The following is a 22047-nucleotide window of genomic DNA, read 5'->3' on the forward strand; positions in this document are numbered from 1 at the left end:
CCTCACTTAATAGAATCAAAATTTAAGGAGGAAATGTTGTAAATTTGTACAAGGATACGTTAATTGATTATGTAACGGAAAAATGAGTAATACCAGTAGTGCGAACAGGACTCATTTGAAGTGTTATCAATTGAAAAACCCGGTATTGTACTCGTTACCAAATGCGAATTACAACGAATCAGTAAATCAAATATCATTACCAAATGGTGCAGCACAGCTACTAAGCTACCAACCAGAATTAAACAAGTACGCGATATTAAAGCAAGTTAAGTCTGAGTTTCTTTACCCTTTGGCGGTCAATTGGCTTATCTCTAAAAGTGTAAAAACAATTTGATAACCCTATCTTCAGTTTTTCCATATCCTTATCCTGCAATTTACACTACCGGTAGTTGAACTCCCTGGATTATTATCCTAATAAACCAATATTAAGCCAGGTTATCTTAAAATTGGTTTGTAGATGTTACCAGTTATGAAATTGCCAAATAGTTTTACAGATAATGATAGTGCAAATTACGCAGCAGCATTAAAGGCCAATCAGAACTATTTAATATTTTAAAGGATATGATGTCAAAGGCTAAGAAGATTTATGAGCCACTTGTAGCGTCTATGTTCTAGCTGGTATTGCTTATGCAACAATATTTGCAGTTGAGGAGTGGAATGAGGTTAATCAAATTATACAAGATGCACAACCCTTTGTAGAGAAATTGAATAACGTTTATAATCAAGTATTGTTAACAACAAACTCATGCATTGAAGGGCGATTCAAGTTTCCATTGCAAATTCACTATATTTCAAAAATTATGACGAATTTAATTGGGTAATAACGGTTAATAAAGGGAATACGTGCTTAATCATGTTAATACTTTTATATTTATATTATTCATAAATTACAATTCGCAATGGATCCGTGAATCGCCCGCATTGAAACACAACCAGACTTAACTAGGAATCAGAAGGTAGTATGAGCAAATGGCTCAAAGTCAATTAAATAATTTAATGTCTGAGGTTGATGCTAAGGAAAGTGAAAGTGAGATATAAAACAAATTATACAATGAGCTATCACAATACTTAGCAAACCTAGGAATTAATTGTAGTTAAATATTTTTGTATTCATTTTTTAAGAAACATTTATATGATGCTAGATTTATTACGAACAAGTAGTCTTATTCTGTTTATATTTCAGAACTATGAAAAAACATAGCGCCGGAGGGAGGACTCGAACCTCCGACCACCCGGTTTCTGCACCCGGCATAACAGCCGGGCGCTCTGCCAACTGAGCTACTCCGGCGTGATAAAAATACTAATAATGGATTAAAAAGTTATCTTCAGTTAACGTAAAGTAAAAGCTTTATAAAAACAATATCAGCCATTAGCTACCTTCTTTTTTATCTCGTTTAACTCCTCATCTAATTTCTCATCCCATATTATTTTAAACCATTCCTTGATGTGTTCTATCTCTTCTTTAATTAAGGTGATTATAAGAACCTTTATCTCACTTTTAGGTAATTCTTGTAGAGAAGAAAAGTACACGGAAGAGATTTTAACTAGATCTCTAAGACCCTTATCTTCTAATGACTTTGATACGCTAAATATCTTTGACCTAGGCACACTATAATGTGTGATTTGTTTTTCCTCTTTGTTATACAAATTTAGTATAAGTAATGCTGAAATTATTTGCCTCCAAGATTTTTGCATTTCTTTGCGAGCCTCCTCTATCATGTCATTTTCAAGGTAAAATATACTCATCTTTACTCTTTTCATTGAACTGGCAATAAGTGCTTTTGATTTCTCTTTTGTCATAATTTCAAACCCGCTAGATGGGGCCGGCGGGATTTGAACCCGCGATCACCAGGGCCCAAGCCTGGCGTCCTAGTCCAGGCTAGACTACGGCCCCCTCATATAATAGTTTCTAAAGGCTATAAATGATTTACTCTATTATATAAAAAGGGAAATTGAGGTAGATCATGAAAATACGCTTTCTTAGCCTGTTATCGAAGTAAGACTTTTGGTTGTGAGAAATTATGGTAAAGTAGAATAATGAACAAAAATGATTTGGGCGATTCACGGCTCCATTGCGATTTCAATTTATTTCTATAAAAACAGATAAGAATAATTGATTCTACATTTTGAGTAACACTGATAGGGGACGAGTATGAGGTAATATCGTGGACCTCTTAGCTACGAACGAGGTAACCCTCTACGACATTCAGCTAAAGGAACTCGTAGAGGGATCTGGACAGAGCTTAACCCTCATACTCGTCCCCAAGATATTATCCGATGACGCCTTATTAAACAAATCGGTCAAGGAGATCGAGAAGATGGCCTTGGAGGAGGCTGAGAAGAAGAGTCCTAACTACCAGAGAGGTAAGGAGGTGAAAAGGAAGGGTTACGCGAGGTACAGGTTCCTCAAGGGGTTTAAGATCATGTTAGAAGGGAGAGAAGTCATTTACAAGTTAGAGTGGATCTCGGTGAAATTGCCCGTACTTTACGGAATTAAGGGGAGGGTGAAGACTCAGGTGGAGGAGACTTTGCTGAGGGAGGAGAGGAAGGTCTTCACGGCCTTGATGTTGGTCTATTCTGTGCTGGGAGGTAAGTTGAACGCCAAGCTCTGGATGCCTCAGATCGAAGCGAGTGGCAATTTCAAGTATGTAATAGTTGATGGGAAGTGCGTGAAGCTCAAGGGAGGAAAGGGAGTCCTCCTCTCGGCGATTGGTATGACAAAGGAAGGCAAGAGGGCCGTTCTGGATATAATCTTAAGCGTGGAGGAAGATGCAGTGGGTTATTGGAAACTCTTGGTTGAGGTCTGGAAGAAGTCGAGCTTCGTCCTAGTGGTGGCTGATGGAACTAAGGCGTTGGACAGGGCGATCTCCCTCGCTGAACTTCAAGTAAGAAGGCAAGGATGCTTGGTTCACCTTAAGCGTAACGCGACTAAGGAGGAGAGGGAGGCGTTGAATGTTATCATCTCATCTGCCGAGAGTGGAGAGATTAAGCCGGAGACTTGTCCGAGGCTCTTGAGTTATCTCTCCGCTCCCAAGGAGCTCTGGAGGTGGCTCAAATCCAATAACTTGATCGAGTCCTTCAACTCTCTCTTGGAAAGGCGGAGGTTCGGTAAGTTTCACTCCCCTTGGAGGATACTACAGATCGCTCGGACCATAGCTAACAACTATAACCTATTAACTTGTTTTCTCGTTACTGTAATAATATTACAATACTCCTCATTCTTCTCGCTTTATCAGAAATATACACAATAATTTCTTCATTGAATTATCCTAATTAATAGAGAATATTACAATTCGCAATGGAAACCTGAATCGCCCAATGATTTAGATAATAAGGAGTTCACTTATGAAAACAGATATAATACCAGATACGAATATACCATCAAATGTACCCATCCCACCTATGCTAATAACTTGTGGCCTTGCCTCATTAATAATTCTTCTTAAGTTAAGTAAATCGGCACCTATTAACGTACCTACCACGCTACCAATGTATGCAGATAAGGGTATAAGAATATGAAATCTATAGAAAAGAAAATAACTAGTTATTACTGAAAATACGCTAGGTATTATGGGGTGCATTATAACTCCAACTCCTCTTATTACCCTAGAGAAAAGCTTTGATGCAACGGCAACAATTATTATATTTATTACAAAATATAAGATATAAGCTTGTAATTCATACATTAAAAACAATGATACTGCTAATGGAATTAGGGCTCCGCCTAGATTTATGGCGATTAATGTATTCATATTGTGTTTAGAGATACGTGGTATAAAGACGGGAAACCCAAAGAAGAATACAACATCTTCCTCGATTGATATAGCCTCTTTTTTCACCTCTTTCAAAACTAAGTTAAAAGGGCTACTGAACAGACTTAGAAATGAAATAGTAATCGAAACAATTATTGCAATATCCTTATTAATTCCGACTATGGAAAAAAGTTGGGAGAAATATCCTGCAGATATTAGTGCCATAATAAGGCCTAACAAGAAGTATAATATAGACCTAAAAAGACCCCTAAAAGGCGAAAGAACAATTATTCTTTTCAAAGCATATTACACTCCTTATTGGCTTTAATATAATCTTCCCAAGTATTTATGTTATATAACCTCTTCTTCACTTCAATATCAGTATAATTCGAAAAATTTAATCCAATCCAATAAGAGACGCCAAGATAACTACCATAACTTTTGAGACTGCATACATCAGCATTACACTTTTCAATCAAAGTTTTAATGGCATTATCGTCAATGAACGCGACGTCAATAGGCACAACTAGAATTGGTGGTTTTAAATTATCAACTACATATTTGATATCGTTTTCATAACTAATATCTGGAGTAGGAAATATTTTGAAAATAGAATCCCTGAATATTGGAAATAACGGATGAGATGAACTAATACCTAAGTATACCTTATCGCATACCTTATTTACTGCGTCAAAAACCCATGAAATTAACGGTTTACCGCAAACTACTAAAAAAGGCTTAAATAACGTAATTCTTCTACCCTTTCCCCCAGCTAAGATAATTGCTTTCAAACCTCACCAATTCCTCCTCGAAATCTTGATTAAAAGTTCCAACATCCTTAATCTCTAGAACCGAATCCCCCCTCCTAACCTCACCTATTACATATGCCTCACTAATTCTCTCAAGAATCTTTTCCGGATGATTAGATATTGCAATAAAGGACCCAGAGGAAATCAATCTTAAAGGATCAATACTTAAGGCCTTAGTTATAATTTTGGTCTCATATCTCAATCCAATCTTATCCAAATTAATCGAAACAGTATAGCCGGTAGCTTTTGCGATCTCAAGTAACGCTTGCATTACTCCTCCCTCTGTAGCGTCGTGCATTGCAACTACATAATCTAAAATACTTAAAGCTCTCTGTTGGACTATTATGTCCTTCTTAAAGCCCTTTGCCTTCTCAATAACCTCCCTACTTACACCCTTTTCTAATAGCAATTCACTATAATCTTTAGCTAAAATCCATGTTCCCTCAATACCCGGGCTTCCAACAAGTACGACTTTCATTCCCTCTTTTACACTCTTGTAGTTCAAAAACTTATTAGAAGTTCCCATTGCGGTAGTAATTACAATGTCTTGTTTAACATTACTTGTAACCTCTGTATGACCACCTACAACTTTACAGCCTATTGAGTTACACGCTTCTGATATTCCAGAAATTATACCATCCAAGTGGGAAACATCTGAAAGTAAGATAACACTGTTTACCCATCTGCATTGCGCTCCTTTCATATTTATATCATTACACGCCACCGCTATTGAAAGAAAACCGTTGTCACTTTTAGCCTCAGTAATTGGATCTGAATGTACGATCAAATATTCACCTTTTATCTCAAGAACTGCAGCGTCTTCACCTATTGATGGACAAGTAAGACAGTCCCCTATTGGTAAATTATAAATAAATTTATTGGTAGAAACTTTACCGAAATTCACATTAACTATTATGAAATAATTAGCATATATGAGTAATGTTATAGTAGAGGTTAGGGATTTATATAAAAATTACAAAGATAAAGAAGTACTAAGGGGGATCTCATTTACAGTCTATAAAGGCGAAATATTCTCATTGCTTGGTCCCAATGGAGCAGGGAAGACAACAACTGTGAAAGTACTATCTTGTGTGATAAAACCATCTAGGGGAGAAGTTAGGGTAATAGGGTATAGGGTACCGGAGGAGTGTGGAAAAATTAGAGAAAAGATTGGAGTAATGCCTCAAGATTATCAAGGATTTCTAGATTTAACGGTAAGGGAGAACATAGAATATTTCGTTAAATTATATAATGGAAAGGAAACACAGGTTGGTGAACTAATTTCACTGTTAGGCTTAGAGGAAGTGAAAAACCAAAAACTAAGATACTTGTCTGGGGGTTATATGAGAAGAGTAGGTCTTGCATCAGCATTTGCTGGAGATCAAGAAATTTTATTTTTAGACGAACCCACCGTGGGTTTAGATCCTAAGGCTAGAAGAGAATTTTGGGAAATCATAAAGATGATGAAAAATAAAGGGGTAACGATATTTCTAACAACGCATTATTTAGATGAGGCGCAAAAACTATCAGATAGAGTAGCAATACTATACGGGGGTAAGCTGATTAAAGTTTCCACCGCAAGCGAGATAATGACAGAATTTAAGGCTAGTAATTTGGAAGATGCTTACCTAGAATTAATTAAGTCTTTAGAGGATGGTGAGAATAATGAATAGGATATTATTGACTGTTTCTGCATTGGTTAAGGATAATTTAAGAAATAGATTCGTAATCTTCTGGATAATAATATTTCCTATTATCATAACGTTACTATTCGGTCTCGTATTTGGGGGTTTTAGTAGTTATTTTCACGTTACTGTTGCAGTGGAGGGAGATTATGGTCTAGCCAAGTATCTTAATACCACTGAGATATTTCAAGGAGTAACTAACGTAAGTCTAAAATACGCAGTAGAGCATGACTATATTTACGTTAAGGTTAATGGGTCTAGTTTCACAATATATACCAGTAAGCAAAATCAAGAGTTTGTACCAGTATTAGAGTCAGTTATTGACCAGTATTATCAAAAGGTCAATAATACACATGACTTCACAGTTTTACAAATATCAGGATATACTTATTATTATTATTTAATATCTGGAATAATAGGGATAATATCACTCTCTAATGGAATACTTAGTACGATAGGAGTTTCGGCTAGTTATTTCAGAGATAGGATAATCGAAAGATTAGCTACATCTCCATTAAAGAGTTATGAGTGGGTGATTTCACTAATAATCTACGTGATAATTATAACACTAATTTCCACAGCTGCAGTAATAATTCTGGGAATTCTATTTGGTTTTATACCAATAATAGGTATAGAATTCTTGGTATTCTTAGTAATCTCAACCTTATTATTTGGTGGCCTAGGGGCAATAATCTACGGATTAACACCAAAGGATAAGATATTTCTTTCAGAGATAGTGGCTAACGTTCTAGTATTTCCGCTAATGTTCTTGAGTAATGCCTTCTTCCCTCCTAACGTATATCCGCCGATAGTAAGAATATTTGTAGAATACCAACCATTATCTGTAATTATAACAATTATTCGAGATTTAATAGTATACGGTGTATCGCCAAATCCCATTTTAGTCTCCATAGTTTTCTTCTTTACCGTACTCTTCCTTTATGCGGGAGGACGACTTTTAAAGTTAAGAGAAATTGACTAAAACCAGGGTGGGTTGGTCTTATTAAGAAAGCTTAATAGTCCCTCTCTTGCTTCTTCACTCTGAATTTGTATAATAAGATCATTAAAAGCTTTATCAATGTAATCTCTAAATGGTCTTAGCATATTTCTTTTTATATATAAAGTTGCAGAAGGTGCAGAAATTGATAGTTCTTTAATCAATTCAAAGGTTGCCTTATCCAAATCGTCATTAACAATGTGTACTAAACCTATAGATTTAGCCTCATTTGCATCAATAACCTCACCTTTCATTGCTATTCTTTTAACGTTATTATAACCTAATATAAAATGGCCAATTGATGAGAGAACCGGGGGAAATACACCTATTTTTACACCCGGTGTTGCGAACATTGCCTTAGATTCCGATATGACGTAGTCTGATAGCAATAGAAGCTCCATAGAAGCTCCATAGGCTATCTTTTTTACTTGGGAAATAACTATTTTATTCATATCTAGCATTTTATGAAATATTTCCCTCATATAGGTAAAGAATGTAATAGCGAATTCACTATCGTTGGAGGCTTTAATTAATTCTCTAATGTCCGCACCTGTACCAAAGTTATCCTCTCCCCTAATAATAAGAAATCTTTTACCCTTATTGTCATTTATTGCTGATAAAGTATCTATCATCTGTGTCATGAACTCAACATTAAATAAATTATATTTATTATCATTTTGATAAAATTTCAATAAAATATACTTATCATACTCGTAAACTTCAATAGGCATATTGATAGTAAATATAACTTAACAAATAAAAATCTATCGCATAACTTTACTTAACTCATCCAAAATATTTTTCACTTTTCGCTTATCCTCGTCATTCAATTTCTCTAGATTCTCAACTATGTATCTAGCAGAGAACTCCAATTGTTCTATTGCTTCTTTAACTTTATCCTCCTCTGACATAACTCCGATAGCTTTTCTACCCTCTTCTGTCAATTCATAATACTTTTTCCACCCGTCAACTTTGCTAATTCTTATTAAACCTTCAGATTCCAGAGCGTCCAATGCAGGATACACAGAGCCTGGAGATGGTCTCCACATACCATAGCTTGTCTTCTCAATCTCATCCATAATTTGAGCACCAGTCATTGGCCCTTTAGATAATACGTACAATATAAGCCACTTTAAGCCTCTTCTCCTATGCCAAAACATTAATATTCATTATTATATTAAAGCTTTTAAAGCTAAAGTACTAAAAATAGAAAAACTCAGAAAAAATTACAATGGCTTAAACTCCTTTTCAACTAGTTGTGCCATCTTATCTGCACAATCCTTTATATCGCTAAGCATCTTACCTTTAAGCTCAGTATAATCTCTAGCCTTGTATAAATATCTTGGTCTTCCAGCCTTGTTCCCTGGCTCCTTTATTCTCATTACTAATCCCATTTCAAGTAACTTGTTTAAACTTCTATTAATTGAAGCTTTAGAAAGCTTAAGATCACTTTCCAACTCTTCAGTACCTCTAGCATCGCCTTTCATTAAGGCTAATAATACTGTGACATCAGTTTCCGATAGACCATAGCAAAATGACAAAATATCTACTAGACCAGCATCCTTTCCAGATGGTAACTTTATTCTAGTTCCCTCACTTAATTGGGTTTCCGACATTTATCTCACTAATAAAGAATCTAACAAGTCACATATAAAAATTTTTTCCAACCATAGTAAGGTAACTATTGAATCTATAAACCTCTGGTGCAAGTATTATACAAAAATAATTAGCATAAAGTATTACTAATATACTTTGGATATAAAGCATTACTACATCATTCTCACTTATGTACTAGTATCTATTATTTACAGATATGAGTAAGATTTATATATTAGATTAGTAATAGAGTATTATGGTGAATAGAATGGCAGTAGAAGAAATAGTAAAAGTATCAAGAAACTATCAAGTAACAATTCCAGCAAAAGTAAGACAGAAGTTTCAAATTAAGGAAGGAGATTTAGTTAAAGTAACCTACGATGAAAGTGAGGGAGTAGTAAAAATACAGTTACTGAAGGAGCCTTGGAAGTAGTTTTTTAAATCTTTTTTCTCTTTTTCCTTTAATGTTAGTGGATTCTCACGCTCATATAGATGTTAGAGACTTTGATGCAGATAGGGATTTTATAGTAAATGAATGTGAAATTCTAATAGTAAATGCTGGTGTTGATCTCCAAAGCAATTTAAAAACGCTTGAGTTAGCTAGAAAATATAACAATATTATTCCGGCAATAGGTTTTCATCCTGAGTTTGTGAAAGATAAGATAAATGAGGTAGATAGGTGCGTGGAGTTAACAAGGTACGCAAACATAATAAGTGAGGTTGGTTTAGATTACTTTTGGATAAAGGATAACGAACTCAAAAGAAAACAAATTGAAATTCTAGAGAGATTCTTGCAAATAGCTGAAAGTGAAGAAAAACCAGTAATAATCCATATAAGGGGAGGAATGAAAGATTTCTTGGAGATAATTACCTCATTCAAAAAAGTTAAATTTGTAATACATAGTTTTGAGGGAAGTGTAAAGATAGCTGATAAGGTAATTGAACTTGGTGGATTAATATCAATTCCCCCAATAATAGTGAGGGATAAGGATAGACAGAGAGTGGTTAAGGAGATACCTTTAGATTCTATTCTTACAGAAACTGATTCACCGTTTATGGGACCAGAAAAAATGAGTAGAAATAAACCTTGTAATGTAAAGTTTGCTATAAAACAAATTAGTCAATTAAAAAGAGTAGAAGAAGATGAAGTTGAGGAAAAAATATACAAGAATTTCCTCGCTTTAGTTTCTAGTCGTCTTGCAACAGGCTAGCAAGAACATGGATATTATAAAACCTAGTGTTGGGATGTAGTATCTGGGTTCTGGTGCAAGCCATGCCAACATCGAGGATGAGAATATTGCCATTAACAACATTGTAAGTGAAAGACCTAATATTAAAATTCCACTTATTGCCATTGGTTTATCTATTCTTTCCATTACATCTCACTAATAAATACTAACTTAATTTAGCTTAAAAAGTTTTACTCTATATGAGAAAAATCAAAAATAATTAAAAAAAGAAATTACCTTCACTTACTTATGTTCATCTTCTGGTGCAAAATAGACAAACAAGAAGAATGATATGAACCCTATGAACGCACCGATCGTGAATGGTAAAATATAGCTGACAGCAGCTGCATGTAGAGTCTCCATGGTTAATTCCCAAACTAGTAACGCTATAGCCAAAATATAGCCTATACCTAATAATTTAAAGAAACTTACCACGATCCTCACCCCTGTTCAACTAGTATTGCACCCCATAATCCCATTACATATCCAGTTTGTTCCCCAGTTAATGTGTTTGACATTTTCATAAAGTTGTAATTATAGTAAACCGGTGTTATTAGACCATATAGATATGCTGGTGCAGTAGCAGTAAAGGTGAAAGTAATGGTCTTATCGTATTGTATTGGTACCTCTTTAACCAGGGTTATACTTCCATTCCACCAAACAGCATATATTCCCACATAAACGTCAGTAACTGGGTATGGAGTACCAGTGGTTGAATAATTGTACAAGAAGTTATGATCATTATTAGGGGTTGGTATGTACATGTTTACAGTAACATTGGAACTAGCTAATACTATAGCCGTCGGGCCTGGAACAGAGTCATTGAACATTGTGTAGTTATCGGCAACAAGAGATATAGTTGGACTCGTTGTAGTATTATATACAATTATAGGAGGATTGTAGGGATCGCCAACTAATGTACTTGTCTGTGCTAAATGAGTTTGTGTAATGTATTTATTGATATCAGTTGGGTTCATATATCCTTGGTAAGGTAGTACTAGTAACAGTCCGTCTTGATAGCTAAACCAAGGGCCATTATATTCACCGTTTAAGAAAGCGAAAGCACCAGTAATATTAGGAACTACTACTGGCGCGTATTGAACTATGCCAGGGACTACTTGGACATCATCGACATGTGTGGCGTAATCTGGAAAATAGAAATCAGTAGTGACCATATGTGGTGCAGCGTACATAGTCAAGTTAATATATTGTCCAGGGTGAGCCACCATTATGTTGTAATAAAACGGACTTCCTAATTCGTTAGAGGTAATACCACCATCATTCTCTTTTATTGCAAAATAGTACTGGTAGGCGTACAAAGTACCTTGTATGATCTTACCTTCATTGACTGCACTGGTAGGAATTACGACACCAGCTTGAACAGAAGTCGAATCACCTCCAATAGTATATACTGCAGGTGCAGTAGCGCCTATCACTATTGCGAATAATACAATTACATATATAACCCAATAGAGTTCGAATTTCTCCTTCTTATCCACTTAAACCACCTCATATTGACTTCATACCTTTAAGAGAACCAATAGCTGAAAAAACAATTCCAATTGTTAAAATGGTAATCCAAATCCAGGTTTGCGTAGTATACGCATCACCCGCAAAAGCTAGTATAAAAGCACTAATTATTATCAATATTGCGCCTACAACTGCCAATGCTATCATTGATCCTAGACCTTTTTTACTAGCATTATGAGCTTTTATGAACTGTAATATAGGAGTGAAGGAAACTGATGATGGCCACTCTAAACTCATAGCTATAGCACCAGCAACTTGAGGTAATGATAGTCCTTCCAGCCTAACTAGTCTTCCTTTAACTAACGTTAACACCAGATTTAAGAACCAAACTAAAGTAGCTAAATCAGCTATGATGGCACCAACAGTTGCAATAACCTCAGCATCTATGAGTCCAGGCACTCTAGGATAAACCTCAGCTCTCCTAACTATACCATAGAATCCTACTAGCTCAAAACCTACAATTAGGAGAGTAGTCCCTATCATATAACCAATGTAATGAACCCATGCCATTACCTTTGAAAACCACATTCTTCCACTCATCATGGTTATCATAATATATAATACTGCCCACGCTGCAGGCACTATAGAGAATAATATCATCGCGTGGAAATGTCCAACAATCCAGTCCGTGTTATGAACTATTGCGTCAAAACTTATAGTCGCATTAGATATACCAGTAACACCAGCAGCTATTGCACCAGCAAACGAGGTTACAGTCCAAGCGGTTATAATGTTCCAATTTACGTTTGCGCCTTTAGCAGTAGCCCATAGGTTAAAGAACGTCATCATAGATGGTATAACTACAGAATATGTTAGAACTTCTTGGAGGAACTTTAGTTCTATAGGTAAATTAACCATGTATAAGTGATGAATAGGAACGTTGTTAGAGAATATTAAATATAGTAGGGCAGATATTCTTCCCATTCTTTCGCTATATAATGGTCTATTAGCTAACATAGGTATCAGTAGATAAAGGGCACCAACAGCCGGAACCCAGGCCATATACACTACGGCGTGGCCAAATATCCAAAATGCTATCTGATTCGCTATTGGATCTAATCCTACTATGTGATAAAATGCCAAAACATCCCATACATCAGCTGCAGTAACACCAGAATACCCTATCATGAACATTAAGGTAACCATTAGGAAGTAAACTAGAGGAACTGGAAGTTTTTCTTTCATATTTTTACTAGCTAAATAGTAGTGATAAACTATCCAGAAACCTCCTATATAAGTGAAGGCATCCAGTAATATCCAGCCCCAGAAGAATAATGGACTTACCACATACTGAGAATAACCTGGAATTCCTAAAGGTGATATGTAGTACCATATTGTAGCTGAGAAGTAATTATCAAAACCCGCTGCCGGTACAATTAGAATAGGCCCTTCCATAAACATCATTGAGAGGTTAACTGCAATAAACCCAAGGTTAAGCATCCACTTAGCTCTAGGCTCTATATTTAGTAGTTTTATCGTAAAATAGATAAATATTGCATAAATGACCTGTTGGGCAAAACCAAATAGATCCCTTTCAGCATGTAATGTTATACCTGCAAAATATTCTTGAGGTGTTAGAGGTAAGACAGCCGAAAGGCCCCAAGATGCTTCAACTAATCTAACCATTAAGGAATCAATAACACCTAATAAACCCCATATAATACCTAAAACTAACATTCCCATGACAATTCTTGTAGTCCAATCTTTGTCAAGTTGGAAAAGATCTACAATAACATCCTTTAATCCCATATCACTCAACTCCAACTATTAAAAGGTTCTTATTAACTTAAATATTTTTCTTATAAACTCTTTATCGGGTTATTTTAACAATGTTTGTAACTCTTTCAGTTTATTAGGTTAATTTAGCTTATTCTATATTATATGAAAAAAGAAGCAACTTAAGCTAATACCGTAAAGATAAACATTAATTTTACAACTGAAAGCCTCGCCTTTAGGCGACTAGGGAAATGTTGGTAAGTGAGAAAACATTAGCATGTGTAAGATGGTGGATCTCTGGACACTCCGTCTGTCCCTTAAGTAAATCAGAATCAATGGGAGGAACCCACGATTCATCAAAGGAACCTCATAGGTAGGATAAGGTTAGATAGGATAATTATGCACTCCTCGTTAAATCGGGAAATTAAAATAATGTGTCTTAAGGAGAGGAGTTATTTTTAATACGTAAGTTAATAAGGGAAGGAAGGAAGGGGATAATTGATAAAAACGTTATATGCCAAAATACTATTAATTTCCTATGCAAGATGAAAGTGAAAGAGAATATGTTTTAAAACGACTTAAGGAGGCAGTAGATATTTTTGTATCTAATGAAAGGGCTCATCTCCTTATTCCCGAAATTAGAACTAACATTGGTTATGCGGTATCTAATGCAGCTAATGTTAATGATGTTGCGGCAATTCCAGGCAGATTAACTGTGGCTTTTAAAAGGGTAATATACTGTATGCTACCAGCTTTTGGAGCATCTGACCATGTTGCAAGGGTAATCCTCACCGTAATGAAATATGATAAGAATCTTAGAAGTGCAATAAATTTAAAGTACTATACAGAAGTTATTGAGAAGCTTCAATCTCAAGATCTTTGTATATTTGACAGATCTTCTGAGCCTAAAGAGGTAAAATATAGGGAACACAGCACTATGAACTTCATGGTCGAGTCTTGTTTTCGTAAATTGTCCAAGGTACCTACTTACATCGTGGATCTAGGCGACTTTGGTAAAGAGCCTTCATTCTTCATTCTAGATCAAGATCCTGTTATTATAGTAAATAAATCTCTAGAGCTATTGAAATATATTTCAGAAGAAATCCCTTAGTTGATTTCTACAATTCCTTAAGTACTCTATTATCTTTTGTATATTATTTTCATCTATTTTTGATCTATTATCATATAAGTAAAATGCTATTTGCAATAATTCTTGTAATATTTGTCTGGAAAATTTGGCATTATCACCAAGAAGTTTAAGTGATTTATTCTTAATCTCTTCCAGTTCCTTCTTACCTTCATCTGTTATGATGTAGATCTTCTTTCCATTTTCAACTTTAACTTCTACTAAATCTTTTTCAACTAAGCTCTTTAAGACTGGATATATAGATCCAGTACTAGGCCTATAAGAACCTTCGAATTTCTTCTCTATACTTTTTATAATCTCGTATGTTCTCATAGGTCTCTCATTTAGGCACTCCAATACTAGGTATTTCAAGGCACCCTTTTTTAGCCTTTGAAAGCCAAACTTTGAGATCACATGTAAAAATATTGAAACAAAAAATTAATATTTAATTGCACTAGACAAGGTAAGGATAATAGACGTTATCTGGGATCATTATAATAAATGGTAAATTATATTCAATTTGTGAGTTAATAGTTCTGAAGTATTGATATGTTGCAGTCTCAGTGTATTGATAATAATTTTGTGGAATTACTATGGATTGATAATTAGCGCTAACTACTGGATATCCCAATGGTAAGTATCCTTCGTTACTTGCATTAATTAAAGTCCCAGTTGCGTAATCCTTAACTATAGTAAGTGGGGGACCACCATTTAATCCTACATAATTGTGTGTAACTGAGTATTTTTCAGCCAAAGTGTATGCAATATATGCAAAGTTCGGATATATAAGTTCTCCATTATCTCTTAGAGCTATAGTTATTTGTGAATTGGGTGTAATAGAGACAATTAAGTTAACTTTATCGGGGTTTATTTGAGGATTTAAGAAGTACCAGAAGTAAGTGTAATTCATTATATTAATTATTGGAGTCCAGTTTAAATTGTAATCGACATTACCTCCGTCTATTGTCATTACGACTGCTAGAGTCCTATTTTCAGTCATATCTATGGTGTTGAAATATTGGGGTCCTGCGGGGTTATACTTGTCATATGATATCGGTTCTATAATTGGTGCACCACCATAAATTGAAGAGAAATTTAACACGTTATAATTGGCGTTAAGGAATGCGTTATCTGATAGAGTATAATTATTATATCCCGGTATTGGTACGCCAACTACGTATGGTGATACTAATGGCGTCCAAACTCCTAGTTCTACGTACCCGAAATCTATGTTCTTTGTAACGAGATAACCTAAGAATTTATAGTCTACTAATTGAATATCGAGCCAGTAGGAATGGATAGAATCATTATTCAAATTCATGAAATAAATCATGTTGTAAGTTACATAACTTAGTGTCACGTAATAATATTCAAAATATCCATATTGATGTGGAGATACCACTTTAAAAGTTACATTATATACTGGTATTAAATAGTAAGTATTATAAGAGATAGTGAATTCTAAGGGCAGATAGTAGGAGTATTGAGGGTCAGCTATGGGCAACTGGTCTTCATAGGGTATTATTATATCAAAGTAGTTCTGTTGGTTCGCGGTTAGATTTACTAAGAGTGGTATTGTTCCATTGGATGGCGTGTAAATGATAGCGTTTCGTATGCCATAAGGAGTATATGAATTGGGACTCGCAGGAAATAAGTTCCAATTATTAAGGCTTATACTATAACCATAACCCGCTGGGGTAATATTAGGATTACCATTAGGGTTGTAAGCTTCAATTCCACCGAATAATGTCATATTAGGATACTGTAGTTCATCTTTACTGGAAATGTTATACCAATTTCCATCATTAAGTATTATTACAGCCCAAGGGAAATTATCGAAATTAATATATACGCCATTTTGCGTTATAGGAATATTAACTGGAATAATCTGACCATTAGGATATATTATATACTTTATAGCTAGATGTGAAGCGCTAGTTGATAGTATCATCGGTCCTTGGTAAGTAGGAATTACGGATATAGGTGTGTTTTGAAGTTCTTCATGTATTTGCGAGTATGCTATACTAGACATTTTAGCGTTTAATGAAGTTAGGTAAAGAATTAATCCCACAGACAACACTACTATTTGTATAATTATAATAGCACCCAGTATCGACGATATCCCCTTTTTCATGTTAAAAATTAGTTTTTAAGAGAGGAGAGTCTATTTTGAAACTACCGATGCGGATTTAATGTGAATAAAATTTGTCTTTTTCTTATTGCATAGTTTACTATACCTTGTAACATTTTATATGCACTAATCTCAATGTAGCTGTTCCAGTTATGATAAGAGTCTCCCATCTCTAAGTGATTAGTTAAATTCTGTGAATCTAAAATTCTAACATATTCTAGATATTCTAGTCCCTACTTGATTGCTGCTAATTTCATAGAAAAGGCTATCTCTAAATACATTCACGTAATATATTTAGGTAAATTTTTTAATTACATTACTTCTCCTCCTCGTAGAGACACCTCGATACTCCTTAACCTCAAGGGAGAATAATTTTATTCAGCGCTAAATATTATTTTTCGCTATCTTAAATTGCAACTGAATGCAATTATCTGGTCTCTTCACTCTATACTCATCTTTCTTCAACCCATAACTACCCTTTCTATTCTTAAAAGTTCGCAGTCTTTATACAATTTTATTTTCTATATAGAGATAATTTTTTTACGTCAACTATAAAATCTAAGTTATTAGTAAATATTCCAGTTATCTTTAGATTTTCCAATTTACTATAGGTATCCAAATTATCAATATTATCTATATAAATTTTACCTTTGTAGAATCTCAGATCTCTAATATTCTTTGGTATAAATTCTATTACAAAATAACTATATTCTAAAATATTCATAGATGGTTTATCAACTCTATATCCAATTTTCATATTTCTATTTTTTAATTTGTTAATTAATTGCATATCATTAGTAACTATAATAGTATTTTCACTGAATATATCAGTATCGGATATATATATTGGTCTGGTATAAAAGTTAGTACATTATTTAAAGGCTTGGTATATACAACACAATTATAATTTAATTTAAGAGCTCTTGAAACTTCTTCGTCATTCCTAGCCTTTAAACAGATATCCATTTAATCACCTTAACTGTTACAAAAAGATACATCTCTAGCATTTAAACCTGATTGGTTATACTTCCTAGAAATATTACTGTGGACTACTCTTTAAATTTCTCTTTTGCAATTTTTTCTGCAACATCAAAGAGGATAGGGTACATTTCCTTTAATCCTTTTTCTAGTGCTTCCTTAGCAGTTCTGCTCATTTTAAATCCAGGCACGGTATGATACAAGTACTGAAGGACTAAAAATGCGGGATAACTCCATACACCTATTTTAGGATCCCTTTCAATAAACTTTAACATCTCGTTCTTGATTTTCTCCTCTTCGTGTAAACTTTCCTCCTTTTTTACGCTCTCGCTGTTGTTGGCACTTTTTTCTTCATCTTCACTTTTTTTCTTCTTCTTTAAGAGAAAATCCAGCTCGCTCATTCACTAATCACCTTCGCCAATTGCTGATAATAGATAGCTAGCTTAGGTTTCCTTAATCTAACTTCCTCATATCTTAACGCAGGAACTCCAAGTCTAGAAGCTTCAATGAATAATCTAGAGGGCGGTATTGTAATCTCCGTAAATTTCACCGATGATAGATTGTCGAGCTTAACTACCTTCTTTGAAAAATTCGTAAAAGAGTATGCATTTTTCCCTATACTCTTCAATCTAGAGTCAAGATTCTTTATTGCTTCTAGCGCTAAAGGTTGAGGAGTAACTGGTGAAACTATCCTATCGGCAACCAACATCGCTGATATGGCTAGAGTACCCAGATTGGGTGGTGTGTCTATTACGAGAAAATCGAACTGTTTTCCTATTTCCTTAATTTTGTTACTAATCTCTTCCACATCTCCATTTAGTTCTAACTTCAGTAGCCCTATATGTGCTGGAAATACTTCTACATTAAAAATATTAACACTTTTTTCACCCAATGGGAGCTCTTTAAGTTCTCTTTTCATTCCATAAGATATGGTGGCGCCTCCTTCCGGATCCAAATCTAGTAATCCCGTCTTCTTTTCCTTGCTTAAATAGTAAGACAAATTTACTGAAGTAGTTGTTTTCCCTACTCCTCCTTTCTGATTTATAACTGTGACTATCATGTCTAGACTCTTCTATCTATAACGTTTAAAAAGGAGCTTTGCGCAATAATACTTGCTAGTCCACCATATTATAATGATAATATTTATAGGCTAGTTTTTTTAAAAAGTATAAGTATGTTTGAGAAACTCTATAGTGCGATAATTTATTCTGACGAATTTAAAAAAATACTATTAGGAAAGGGCGTGGATGATCTAGAAGTAGCATCAGCATATATAGCATTCCTTTACGAGGATCTTCCAATAATTGGTAAGAATTTGTGTGCGGGATTCTTAAGAATGGGATTAGACGCCATTTACAACGTAACGCCCTCTGGTAAAGTCTATTCATCAAAACATAAATTGTATCCGATTTCGAGATATGGAATTAATGGAGTCTGTATTGATTGCAATGGAGGTAAAATAATTTTGAGAATTCGTAGCAGCGGTTATGATCCAGGAGACTTGATAGAGTCTAAGAGTCTAGAGAGTAGAGTATTCGTAAGTGAGAACTTTAGAGAGAAGAGTATGAGGATTATAGAGAAGACTTTTGATGTGGATAAGATGAGATTAAATGCTAAGAAAGAAATCTTGGAAAGAATCAGTGCCGGTGGTATTCTTCATAAGATCCGGTAAGGGCGCGTTCATCACTATAATGTTTTAACTAAGTATGCTGAAAGCTTAGATTTTCCAAAAATCTCCTATTCTCAAGATTTTTAACGCTTTCTGGATCTCGTTAAGTATTTTAGGTTATAGAAAGTAGTATTGATGATGGATTCACTTAAACTTTTATCAAAGTACAACAATCTTACAAAAATTTTGGAGTTAACTAAAGAGTATTCAAACAAGTTAGATTTGGTTTTTGCAATTCATGCATATTTTGAAAACGATATAATTTCTAATGTAGTAAGAAGTCTGGAGTCTAAAGTCAAGAATATATATGAAGAATACAAGTTTGATAGAACCCTTTTTGTAAAGAATGCAGCTAAGACATTAGGCATTAAAGAAGATGATTTTGTATATTATCCATATTACGCAATTCCAATTAGCCAAGAGACAAAAGTTAAATTTGTTGATAATTCCACTATACCCCCTAAGGCTTTAATAACAAAGGGAGTTGTAAGATTTACATTCATGGCATATAAGAGTTTTCAAGAGTTGGATTATCGTATAGCCTCTAGAGAAGAAGAAGATATTGTTATAGAATTTGAAAACGGTAAAATCAAGTCACATAGCAGAAAAAGGAATATATTTACTGATGCTAATGTTGTAAGTAAAATACTATCATCTAATAAGGAAGTAATATTAAATTTGACATTACCAGACAGCTATTATCTAATTCCCTCTCTTATATCTATGAATGTTTTTCCTTATGGAAATGAAGTATTAATAACTAGGGAAGGGGAAAGTCTAGATTTTAGGATACTTAATGGAAAGGCTTCTAATGATAAAGTGGTTATGGGAGAGACTTTACATCCCAGATTTAAGCTTGAGCTATACTACGATTATAAATCCAAAAGGATTTTAAAGGAGGACATGGCAAGAGGTTTAGCTTATAAAATTCCCTCATAGCTCTTTAACCGTAAATTTAACATATTCCTTCAGCCTATCTCCTCTTAGATACATATATTTTAAGGGATCTATATCAACTATCATATAGCCTTCTTCACTTCCTAATTCTCCTACTACTTTGGGTATCACAATCCCGTCTTGTCTCTGTTCTGGAATAATTGCTACGCTCCTTCCAGGGAAATCTGGTGGACTATAGACATTTGCGTTTACTATTCCTATCCTATTTTCTAAGACTCTTATTCTAAGGAATTCATTCCAAATATCTAGACCATTGCCTCTTACTTTGGAGGGTACCAAAATTATCTCGACTCCTTTAGAAAACAATTCTCTGGCTACTTCAGGAAAGTCTATATCATAACATATTAAGATTCCGAACCTTATCCCTCTATAAGTAAAGAGAACGGCTTCATTACCTGGAATAAGTCTCAATTTTTCTTCATTAAATAGATGAATCTTCTTTGCTATTCCTTTTAGGTTCCCACTATCATCAATTATTGGAGTGATTACTGATACTCCATCTTCAAATGCTCCAGGTAAAATATAAGCAGTGTATCTTTTAGCTAATTTCTGAAATTCAACTAATGGTACGTCCTCTATATTTTTTGTCCATTTTTCTGGTAATAATACTAGCTCTGCTCCCTCCTTTAGTGCTTTTTCAACTAATAAAATTGCTGACTTGACTTCTAAGGGTTGTATCACTCCAATTTTCAAGCCTCTTCTGCCTTAATTCCTTTTTTGTTACTCTCTTCTATTTTTCTTAGTTTTCTTAATATTCTTTCCTCTATCTTTTCCACAGCGTTCTTTAACGCAACTATGGGTTCCCAATCTGTATCTTTAGCTACATAATCACCTATTTTAGTAGTTACTCTTACCATTGCAGTATATAGTTTTTTATTTCCTACGCTACTCCTCATTTCTTCCTTAAACGATACTTTAAAGTTTATAACTTCTGTTAGTCTTTCTATTTTGCTCAAATATCTTTCAAGTATATCATCTATGTTTGCCTTAAAATCGAGGTTCGATTTTAGCTCTTGAGGTATTTTAGCTTCAATTGGTATTGATAGTTGCATTTTTTCAGCTACTGCCTTAATAATATCTAGCCCACTTATTACGCCACTTAACCTATCACCTTCCATAACAGGCATTCCAGAAATTCTAAATTTAAGTAATTTTTCTACTACATCTGTTAACGGTTCCTTTCCATTAGCTGTTATGACTGGGTACTTCATAATTTCTTTAACTGGCATTGCCATAACTCTTTCCTCATCTTTCATTATCGATTCTCTTTTCCTTCCACTTACGCTATACAAAGCATCAACTATATCTCTTGCACTTATGATTCCAGTTAGTCTATACTCTTTAGTCGCTGGTAATCTGCTTATATTATCTCTTATCATTACCCATCTAGCCCTAGCTATAGAGTCATTTTCATCTATAGTTGTGGCTGGAGAGGTCATGTATTCCCTTGCGGTTTTATTTTCTGGGATTTCATCAGCTTTCAATAAGTATGAGAGTAATGTCTCTCTTGTTACAAAACCAATAAATTCCTTCTTCTCATTTACTACTGGTATCACTCTTGCCTTGGTAGTGTAAAATTTTGCAATTAATCTATTAATATCCTCATCAATTTGTACGGTAACACTAGGATTCATAACATTTATCGCTTTAGTCTCTAAACTCACCCTTCTAGAAAGAAGATCCTTATAAGAGATTAAACCTAATAATTTTCTATCCTTAATAACGGGTACGGTCCACATTTTGTTCTCTTTCATCTTAGAAATAATATCACTCAATTTATCCATACTATGTGCAATATATTGAGGCTTTGTGATGAGTGTGTTATCTATCATACTAGATAAGTATTTTAAATTGAAAAATAAAAAAGTAGTG

General features: G+C 34.4%; 26 protein-coding genes, 2 tRNA genes and 1 pseudogene. 9 read left to right on the forward strand and 20 right to left on the reverse strand.

The annotated features are described in order from the left end of the window. The first annotated feature begins 130 nt into the window (after positions 1-130). On the forward strand, positions 131-334 hold the full coding sequence (locus J5U23_RS01220) for a hypothetical protein (RefSeq protein ID WP_218266668.1): 204 nt from the start codon (positions 131-133) through the stop codon (positions 332-334). Between the two features lie 867 nt (positions 335-1201). Here the strand turns inward: J5U23_RS01220 and J5U23_RS01225 are convergent. The 3 genes from J5U23_RS01225 to J5U23_RS01235 all read right to left on the reverse strand — a co-directional run bounded on the left by J5U23_RS01225 (position 1202) and on the right by J5U23_RS01235 (position 1894). Further along, positions 1202-1288: transfer RNA gene (locus J5U23_RS01225), tRNA-Asn, on the reverse strand. Between the two features lie 74 nt (positions 1289-1362). Next, entirely contained in the window at positions 1363-1800 is a 438-nt protein-coding gene (locus J5U23_RS01230; RefSeq protein WP_218259085.1) for a hypothetical protein, read from the reverse strand. Positions 1801-1818: 18 nt separating this feature from the next. Next, a tRNA-Pro gene (locus J5U23_RS01235) sits at positions 1819-1894 on the reverse strand. Positions 1895-2165: 271 nt separating this feature from the next. On the opposite strand from J5U23_RS01235, the gene J5U23_RS01240 reads away from it, so the two are divergent. Then, positions 2166-3251, forward strand: a complete 1086-nt coding sequence (locus tag J5U23_RS01240; RefSeq protein WP_218266669.1) for a transposase — start codon at positions 2166-2168, stop codon at positions 3249-3251. A gap of 72 nt (positions 3252-3323) precedes the next feature. Here J5U23_RS01240 and J5U23_RS01245 read toward each other — a convergent pair whose 3' ends face one another. From J5U23_RS01245 to J5U23_RS01255, 3 genes are read right to left on the reverse strand one after another with little or no spacing between them, the layout of a single operon-like run. Further along, a complete protein-coding gene (locus tag J5U23_RS01245) occupies positions 3324-4052 on the reverse strand; it encodes a DUF1614 domain-containing protein (RefSeq protein ID WP_218266670.1) in 729 nt (242 codons plus the stop codon). Further along, positions 4049-4543, reverse strand: a complete 495-nt coding sequence (locus tag J5U23_RS01250; RefSeq protein WP_218266671.1) for an NTP transferase domain-containing protein — start codon at positions 4541-4543, stop codon at positions 4049-4051. The genes J5U23_RS01245 and J5U23_RS01250 overlap by 4 nt, the downstream gene beginning before the upstream one ends. After that, positions 4509-5465: an AIR synthase family protein gene (locus J5U23_RS01255; protein ID WP_218266672.1), complete on the reverse strand. Its 957-nt coding sequence runs from the start codon at positions 5463-5465 to the stop codon at positions 4509-4511. The genes J5U23_RS01250 and J5U23_RS01255 overlap by 35 nt, the downstream gene beginning before the upstream one ends. A 28-nt stretch (positions 5466-5493) precedes the next feature. Between J5U23_RS01255 and J5U23_RS01260 the strand changes: the two genes are divergently transcribed. Next, entirely contained in the window at positions 5494-6234 is a 741-nt protein-coding gene (locus J5U23_RS01260; RefSeq protein WP_218259089.1) for an ABC transporter ATP-binding protein, read from the forward strand. Next, positions 6227-7228: an ABC transporter permease gene (locus tag J5U23_RS01265; protein WP_218266673.1), complete on the forward strand. Its 1002-nt coding sequence runs from the start codon at positions 6227-6229 to the stop codon at positions 7226-7228. Before J5U23_RS01260 ends, J5U23_RS01265 begins: the two co-directional genes overlap by 8 nt. Here J5U23_RS01265 and J5U23_RS01270 read toward each other — a convergent pair. The 3 genes from J5U23_RS01270 to lrs14 all read right to left on the reverse strand — a co-directional run bounded on the left by J5U23_RS01270 (position 7225) and on the right by lrs14 (position 8859). Then, positions 7225-7974 (reverse strand): enoyl-CoA hydratase/isomerase family protein, encoded by a 750-nt coding sequence (locus J5U23_RS01270; protein WP_218259091.1) that lies wholly within the window; start codon positions 7972-7974, stop codon positions 7225-7227. The genes J5U23_RS01265 and J5U23_RS01270 overlap by 4 nt on opposite strands. A gap of 33 nt (positions 7975-8007) precedes the next feature. Beyond that, positions 8008-8403, reverse strand: coding sequence for a PadR family transcriptional regulator (locus J5U23_RS01275; RefSeq protein WP_218259092.1), 396 nt, complete (start codon positions 8401-8403; stop codon positions 8008-8010). Between the two features lie 66 nt (positions 8404-8469). Next, positions 8470-8859, reverse strand: a complete 390-nt coding sequence (gene lrs14 / locus J5U23_RS01280; protein ID WP_012712035.1) for an HTH-type transcriptional regulator Lrs14 — start codon at positions 8857-8859, stop codon at positions 8470-8472. A 248-nt stretch (positions 8860-9107) separates the two neighbouring features. On the opposite strand from lrs14, the gene J5U23_RS01285 reads away from it, so the two are divergent. Next, positions 9108-9272, forward strand: a complete 165-nt coding sequence (locus J5U23_RS01285) for an AbrB/MazE/SpoVT family DNA-binding domain-containing protein (RefSeq protein ID WP_012712036.1) — start codon at positions 9108-9110, stop codon at positions 9270-9272. Between the two features lie 31 nt (positions 9273-9303). Next, positions 9304-10050, forward strand: coding sequence for a TatD family hydrolase (locus J5U23_RS01290; protein WP_218259093.1), 747 nt, complete (start codon positions 9304-9306; stop codon positions 10048-10050). Here the strand turns inward: J5U23_RS01290 and J5U23_RS01295 are convergent. The 4 genes from J5U23_RS01295 to J5U23_RS01310 all read right to left on the reverse strand — a co-directional run bounded on the left by J5U23_RS01295 (position 10021) and on the right by J5U23_RS01310 (position 13347). Then, complete coding sequence (locus tag J5U23_RS01295) at positions 10021-10215, reverse strand: hypothetical protein (RefSeq protein ID WP_012716502.1); 195 nt, start codon at positions 10213-10215, stop codon at positions 10021-10023. The two genes, J5U23_RS01290 and J5U23_RS01295, sit on opposite strands and share 30 nt — an antisense overlap. A 96-nt stretch (positions 10216-10311) precedes the next feature. After that, complete coding sequence (locus J5U23_RS01300; RefSeq protein ID WP_218259094.1) at positions 10312-10503, reverse strand: hypothetical protein; 192 nt, start codon at positions 10501-10503, stop codon at positions 10312-10314. 5 nt (positions 10504-10508) lie between these two features. Continuing rightward, positions 10509-11567 (reverse strand): oxidase, encoded by a 1059-nt coding sequence (locus J5U23_RS01305; protein WP_218259095.1) that lies wholly within the window; start codon positions 11565-11567, stop codon positions 10509-10511. 10 nt (positions 11568-11577) lie between these two features. Next, positions 11578-13347: a cbb3-type cytochrome c oxidase subunit I gene (locus J5U23_RS01310; RefSeq protein WP_218260192.1), complete on the reverse strand. Its 1770-nt coding sequence runs from the start codon at positions 13345-13347 to the stop codon at positions 11578-11580. 505 nt (positions 13348-13852) lie between these two features. On the opposite strand from J5U23_RS01310, the gene J5U23_RS01315 reads away from it, so the two are divergent. Further along, positions 13853-14425, forward strand: a complete 573-nt coding sequence (locus J5U23_RS01315) for a thiamine-phosphate synthase family protein (RefSeq protein WP_218259096.1) — start codon at positions 13853-13855, stop codon at positions 14423-14425. Here the strand turns inward: J5U23_RS01315 and J5U23_RS01320 are convergent. The 5 genes and pseudogenes from J5U23_RS01320 to J5U23_RS01335 form a co-directional block, all read right to left on the reverse strand. Next, entirely contained in the window at positions 14408-14854 is a 447-nt protein-coding gene (locus tag J5U23_RS01320; protein WP_218266674.1) for a PadR family transcriptional regulator, read from the reverse strand. The two genes, J5U23_RS01315 and J5U23_RS01320, sit on opposite strands and share 18 nt — an antisense overlap. A 40-nt stretch (positions 14855-14894) precedes the next feature. Continuing rightward, complete coding sequence (locus J5U23_RS01325) at positions 14895-16574, reverse strand: archaellin/type IV pilin N-terminal domain-containing protein (protein ID WP_218266675.1); 1680 nt, start codon at positions 16572-16574, stop codon at positions 14895-14897. Between the two features lie 511 nt (positions 16575-17085). Beyond that, positions 17086-17537 (reverse strand): annotated as a pseudogene (locus tag J5U23_RS15620) (hypothetical protein). A gap of 83 nt (positions 17538-17620) precedes the next feature. After that, positions 17621-17950: a hypothetical protein gene (locus J5U23_RS01330; RefSeq protein ID WP_218259100.1), complete on the reverse strand. Its 330-nt coding sequence runs from the start codon at positions 17948-17950 to the stop codon at positions 17621-17623. Further along, complete coding sequence (locus tag J5U23_RS01335; RefSeq protein ID WP_218259101.1) at positions 17947-18609, reverse strand: ParA family protein; 663 nt, start codon at positions 18607-18609, stop codon at positions 17947-17949. Before J5U23_RS01335 ends, J5U23_RS01330 begins: the two co-directional genes overlap by 4 nt. Before the next feature lie 114 nt (positions 18610-18723). Between J5U23_RS01335 and segC the strand changes: the two genes are divergently transcribed. Beyond that, the gene (gene segC, locus J5U23_RS01340; protein WP_218266676.1) at positions 18724-19221 is read left to right on the forward strand and encodes a SegC family DNA-binding protein; all 498 of its coding nucleotides are present in this window, start codon (positions 18724-18726) and stop codon (positions 19219-19221) included. A 135-nt stretch (positions 19222-19356) separates the two neighbouring features. Next, positions 19357-20157 carry a hypothetical protein gene (locus tag J5U23_RS01345; protein WP_218267470.1) on the forward strand — a complete coding sequence of 267 codons (801 nt, stop codon included), beginning with the start codon at positions 19357-19359 and terminating at the stop codon, positions 20155-20157. On the opposite strand, the gene J5U23_RS01350 is transcribed toward J5U23_RS01345, so the two are convergent. Beyond that, positions 20152-20868 carry a carbon-nitrogen hydrolase family protein gene (locus J5U23_RS01350; protein WP_218266677.1) on the reverse strand — a complete coding sequence of 239 codons (717 nt, stop codon included), beginning with the start codon at positions 20866-20868 and terminating at the stop codon, positions 20152-20154. The genes J5U23_RS01345 and J5U23_RS01350 overlap by 6 nt on opposite strands. Next, positions 20865-22007 (reverse strand): CBS domain-containing protein, encoded by a 1143-nt coding sequence (locus J5U23_RS01355; protein ID WP_218266678.1) that lies wholly within the window; start codon positions 22005-22007, stop codon positions 20865-20867. The genes J5U23_RS01350 and J5U23_RS01355 overlap by 4 nt, the downstream gene beginning before the upstream one ends. Positions 22008-22047 lie beyond the last annotated feature (40 nt).

It is taken from the genome of Saccharolobus shibatae B12 (genome assembly GCF_019175345.1).
Lineage (GTDB): Archaea > Thermoproteota > Thermoprotei_A > Sulfolobales > Sulfolobaceae > Saccharolobus > Saccharolobus shibatae.

Excerpts from the sequence above, each read along its gene's own strand:
- J5U23_RS01355 (WP_218266678.1), bottom strand. The coding sequence starts at position 22,007 with ATGATAGATAACACACTCATCACAAAGCCTCAATATATTGCACATAGT.
- lrs14 (WP_012712035.1), bottom strand. The coding sequence starts at position 8,859 with ATGTCGGAAACCCAATTAAGTGAGGGAACTAGAATAAAGTTACCATCT.
- J5U23_RS01295 (WP_012716502.1), bottom strand. The coding sequence starts at position 10,215 with ATGGAAAGAATAGATAAACCAATGGCAATAAGTGGAATTTTAATATTA.
- J5U23_RS01290 (WP_218259093.1), top strand. The coding sequence starts at position 9,304 with ATGTTAGTGGATTCTCACGCTCATATAGATGTTAGAGACTTTGATGCA.
- J5U23_RS01315 (WP_218259096.1), top strand. The coding sequence starts at position 13,853 with ATGCAAGATGAAAGTGAAAGAGAATATGTTTTAAAACGACTTAAGGAG.
- J5U23_RS01260 (WP_218259089.1), top strand. The coding sequence starts at position 5,494 with ATGAGTAATGTTATAGTAGAGGTTAGGGATTTATATAAAAATTACAAA.
- J5U23_RS01335 (WP_218259101.1), bottom strand. The coding sequence starts at position 18,609 with ATGATAGTCACAGTTATAAATCAGAAAGGAGGAGTAGGGAAAACAACT.
- J5U23_RS01310 (WP_218260192.1), bottom strand. The coding sequence starts at position 13,347 with ATGGGATTAAAGGATGTTATTGTAGATCTTTTCCAACTTGACAAAGAT.
- J5U23_RS01270 (WP_218259091.1), bottom strand. The coding sequence starts at position 7,974 with ATGCCTATTGAAGTTTACGAGTATGATAAGTATATTTTATTGAAATTT.
- J5U23_RS01265 (WP_218266673.1), top strand. The coding sequence starts at position 6,227 with ATGAATAGGATATTATTGACTGTTTCTGCATTGGTTAAGGATAATTTA.
- J5U23_RS01230 (WP_218259085.1), bottom strand. The coding sequence starts at position 1,800 with ATGACAAAAGAGAAATCAAAAGCACTTATTGCCAGTTCAATGAAAAGA.
- J5U23_RS01285 (WP_012712036.1), top strand. The coding sequence starts at position 9,108 with ATGGCAGTAGAAGAAATAGTAAAAGTATCAAGAAACTATCAAGTAACA.
- J5U23_RS01325 (WP_218266675.1), bottom strand. The coding sequence starts at position 16,574 with ATGAAAAAGGGGATATCGTCGATACTGGGTGCTATTATAATTATACAA.
- J5U23_RS01275 (WP_218259092.1), bottom strand. The coding sequence starts at position 8,403 with ATGTTTTGGCATAGGAGAAGAGGCTTAAAGTGGCTTATATTGTACGTA.
- J5U23_RS01330 (WP_218259100.1), bottom strand. The coding sequence starts at position 17,950 with ATGAGCGAGCTGGATTTTCTCTTAAAGAAGAAGAAAAAAAGTGAAGAT.
- J5U23_RS01345 (WP_218267470.1), top strand. The coding sequence starts at position 19,357 with ATGGATTCACTTAAACTTTTATCAAAGTACAACAATCTTACAAAAATT.
- segC (WP_218266676.1), top strand. The coding sequence starts at position 18,724 with ATGTTTGAGAAACTCTATAGTGCGATAATTTATTCTGACGAATTTAAA.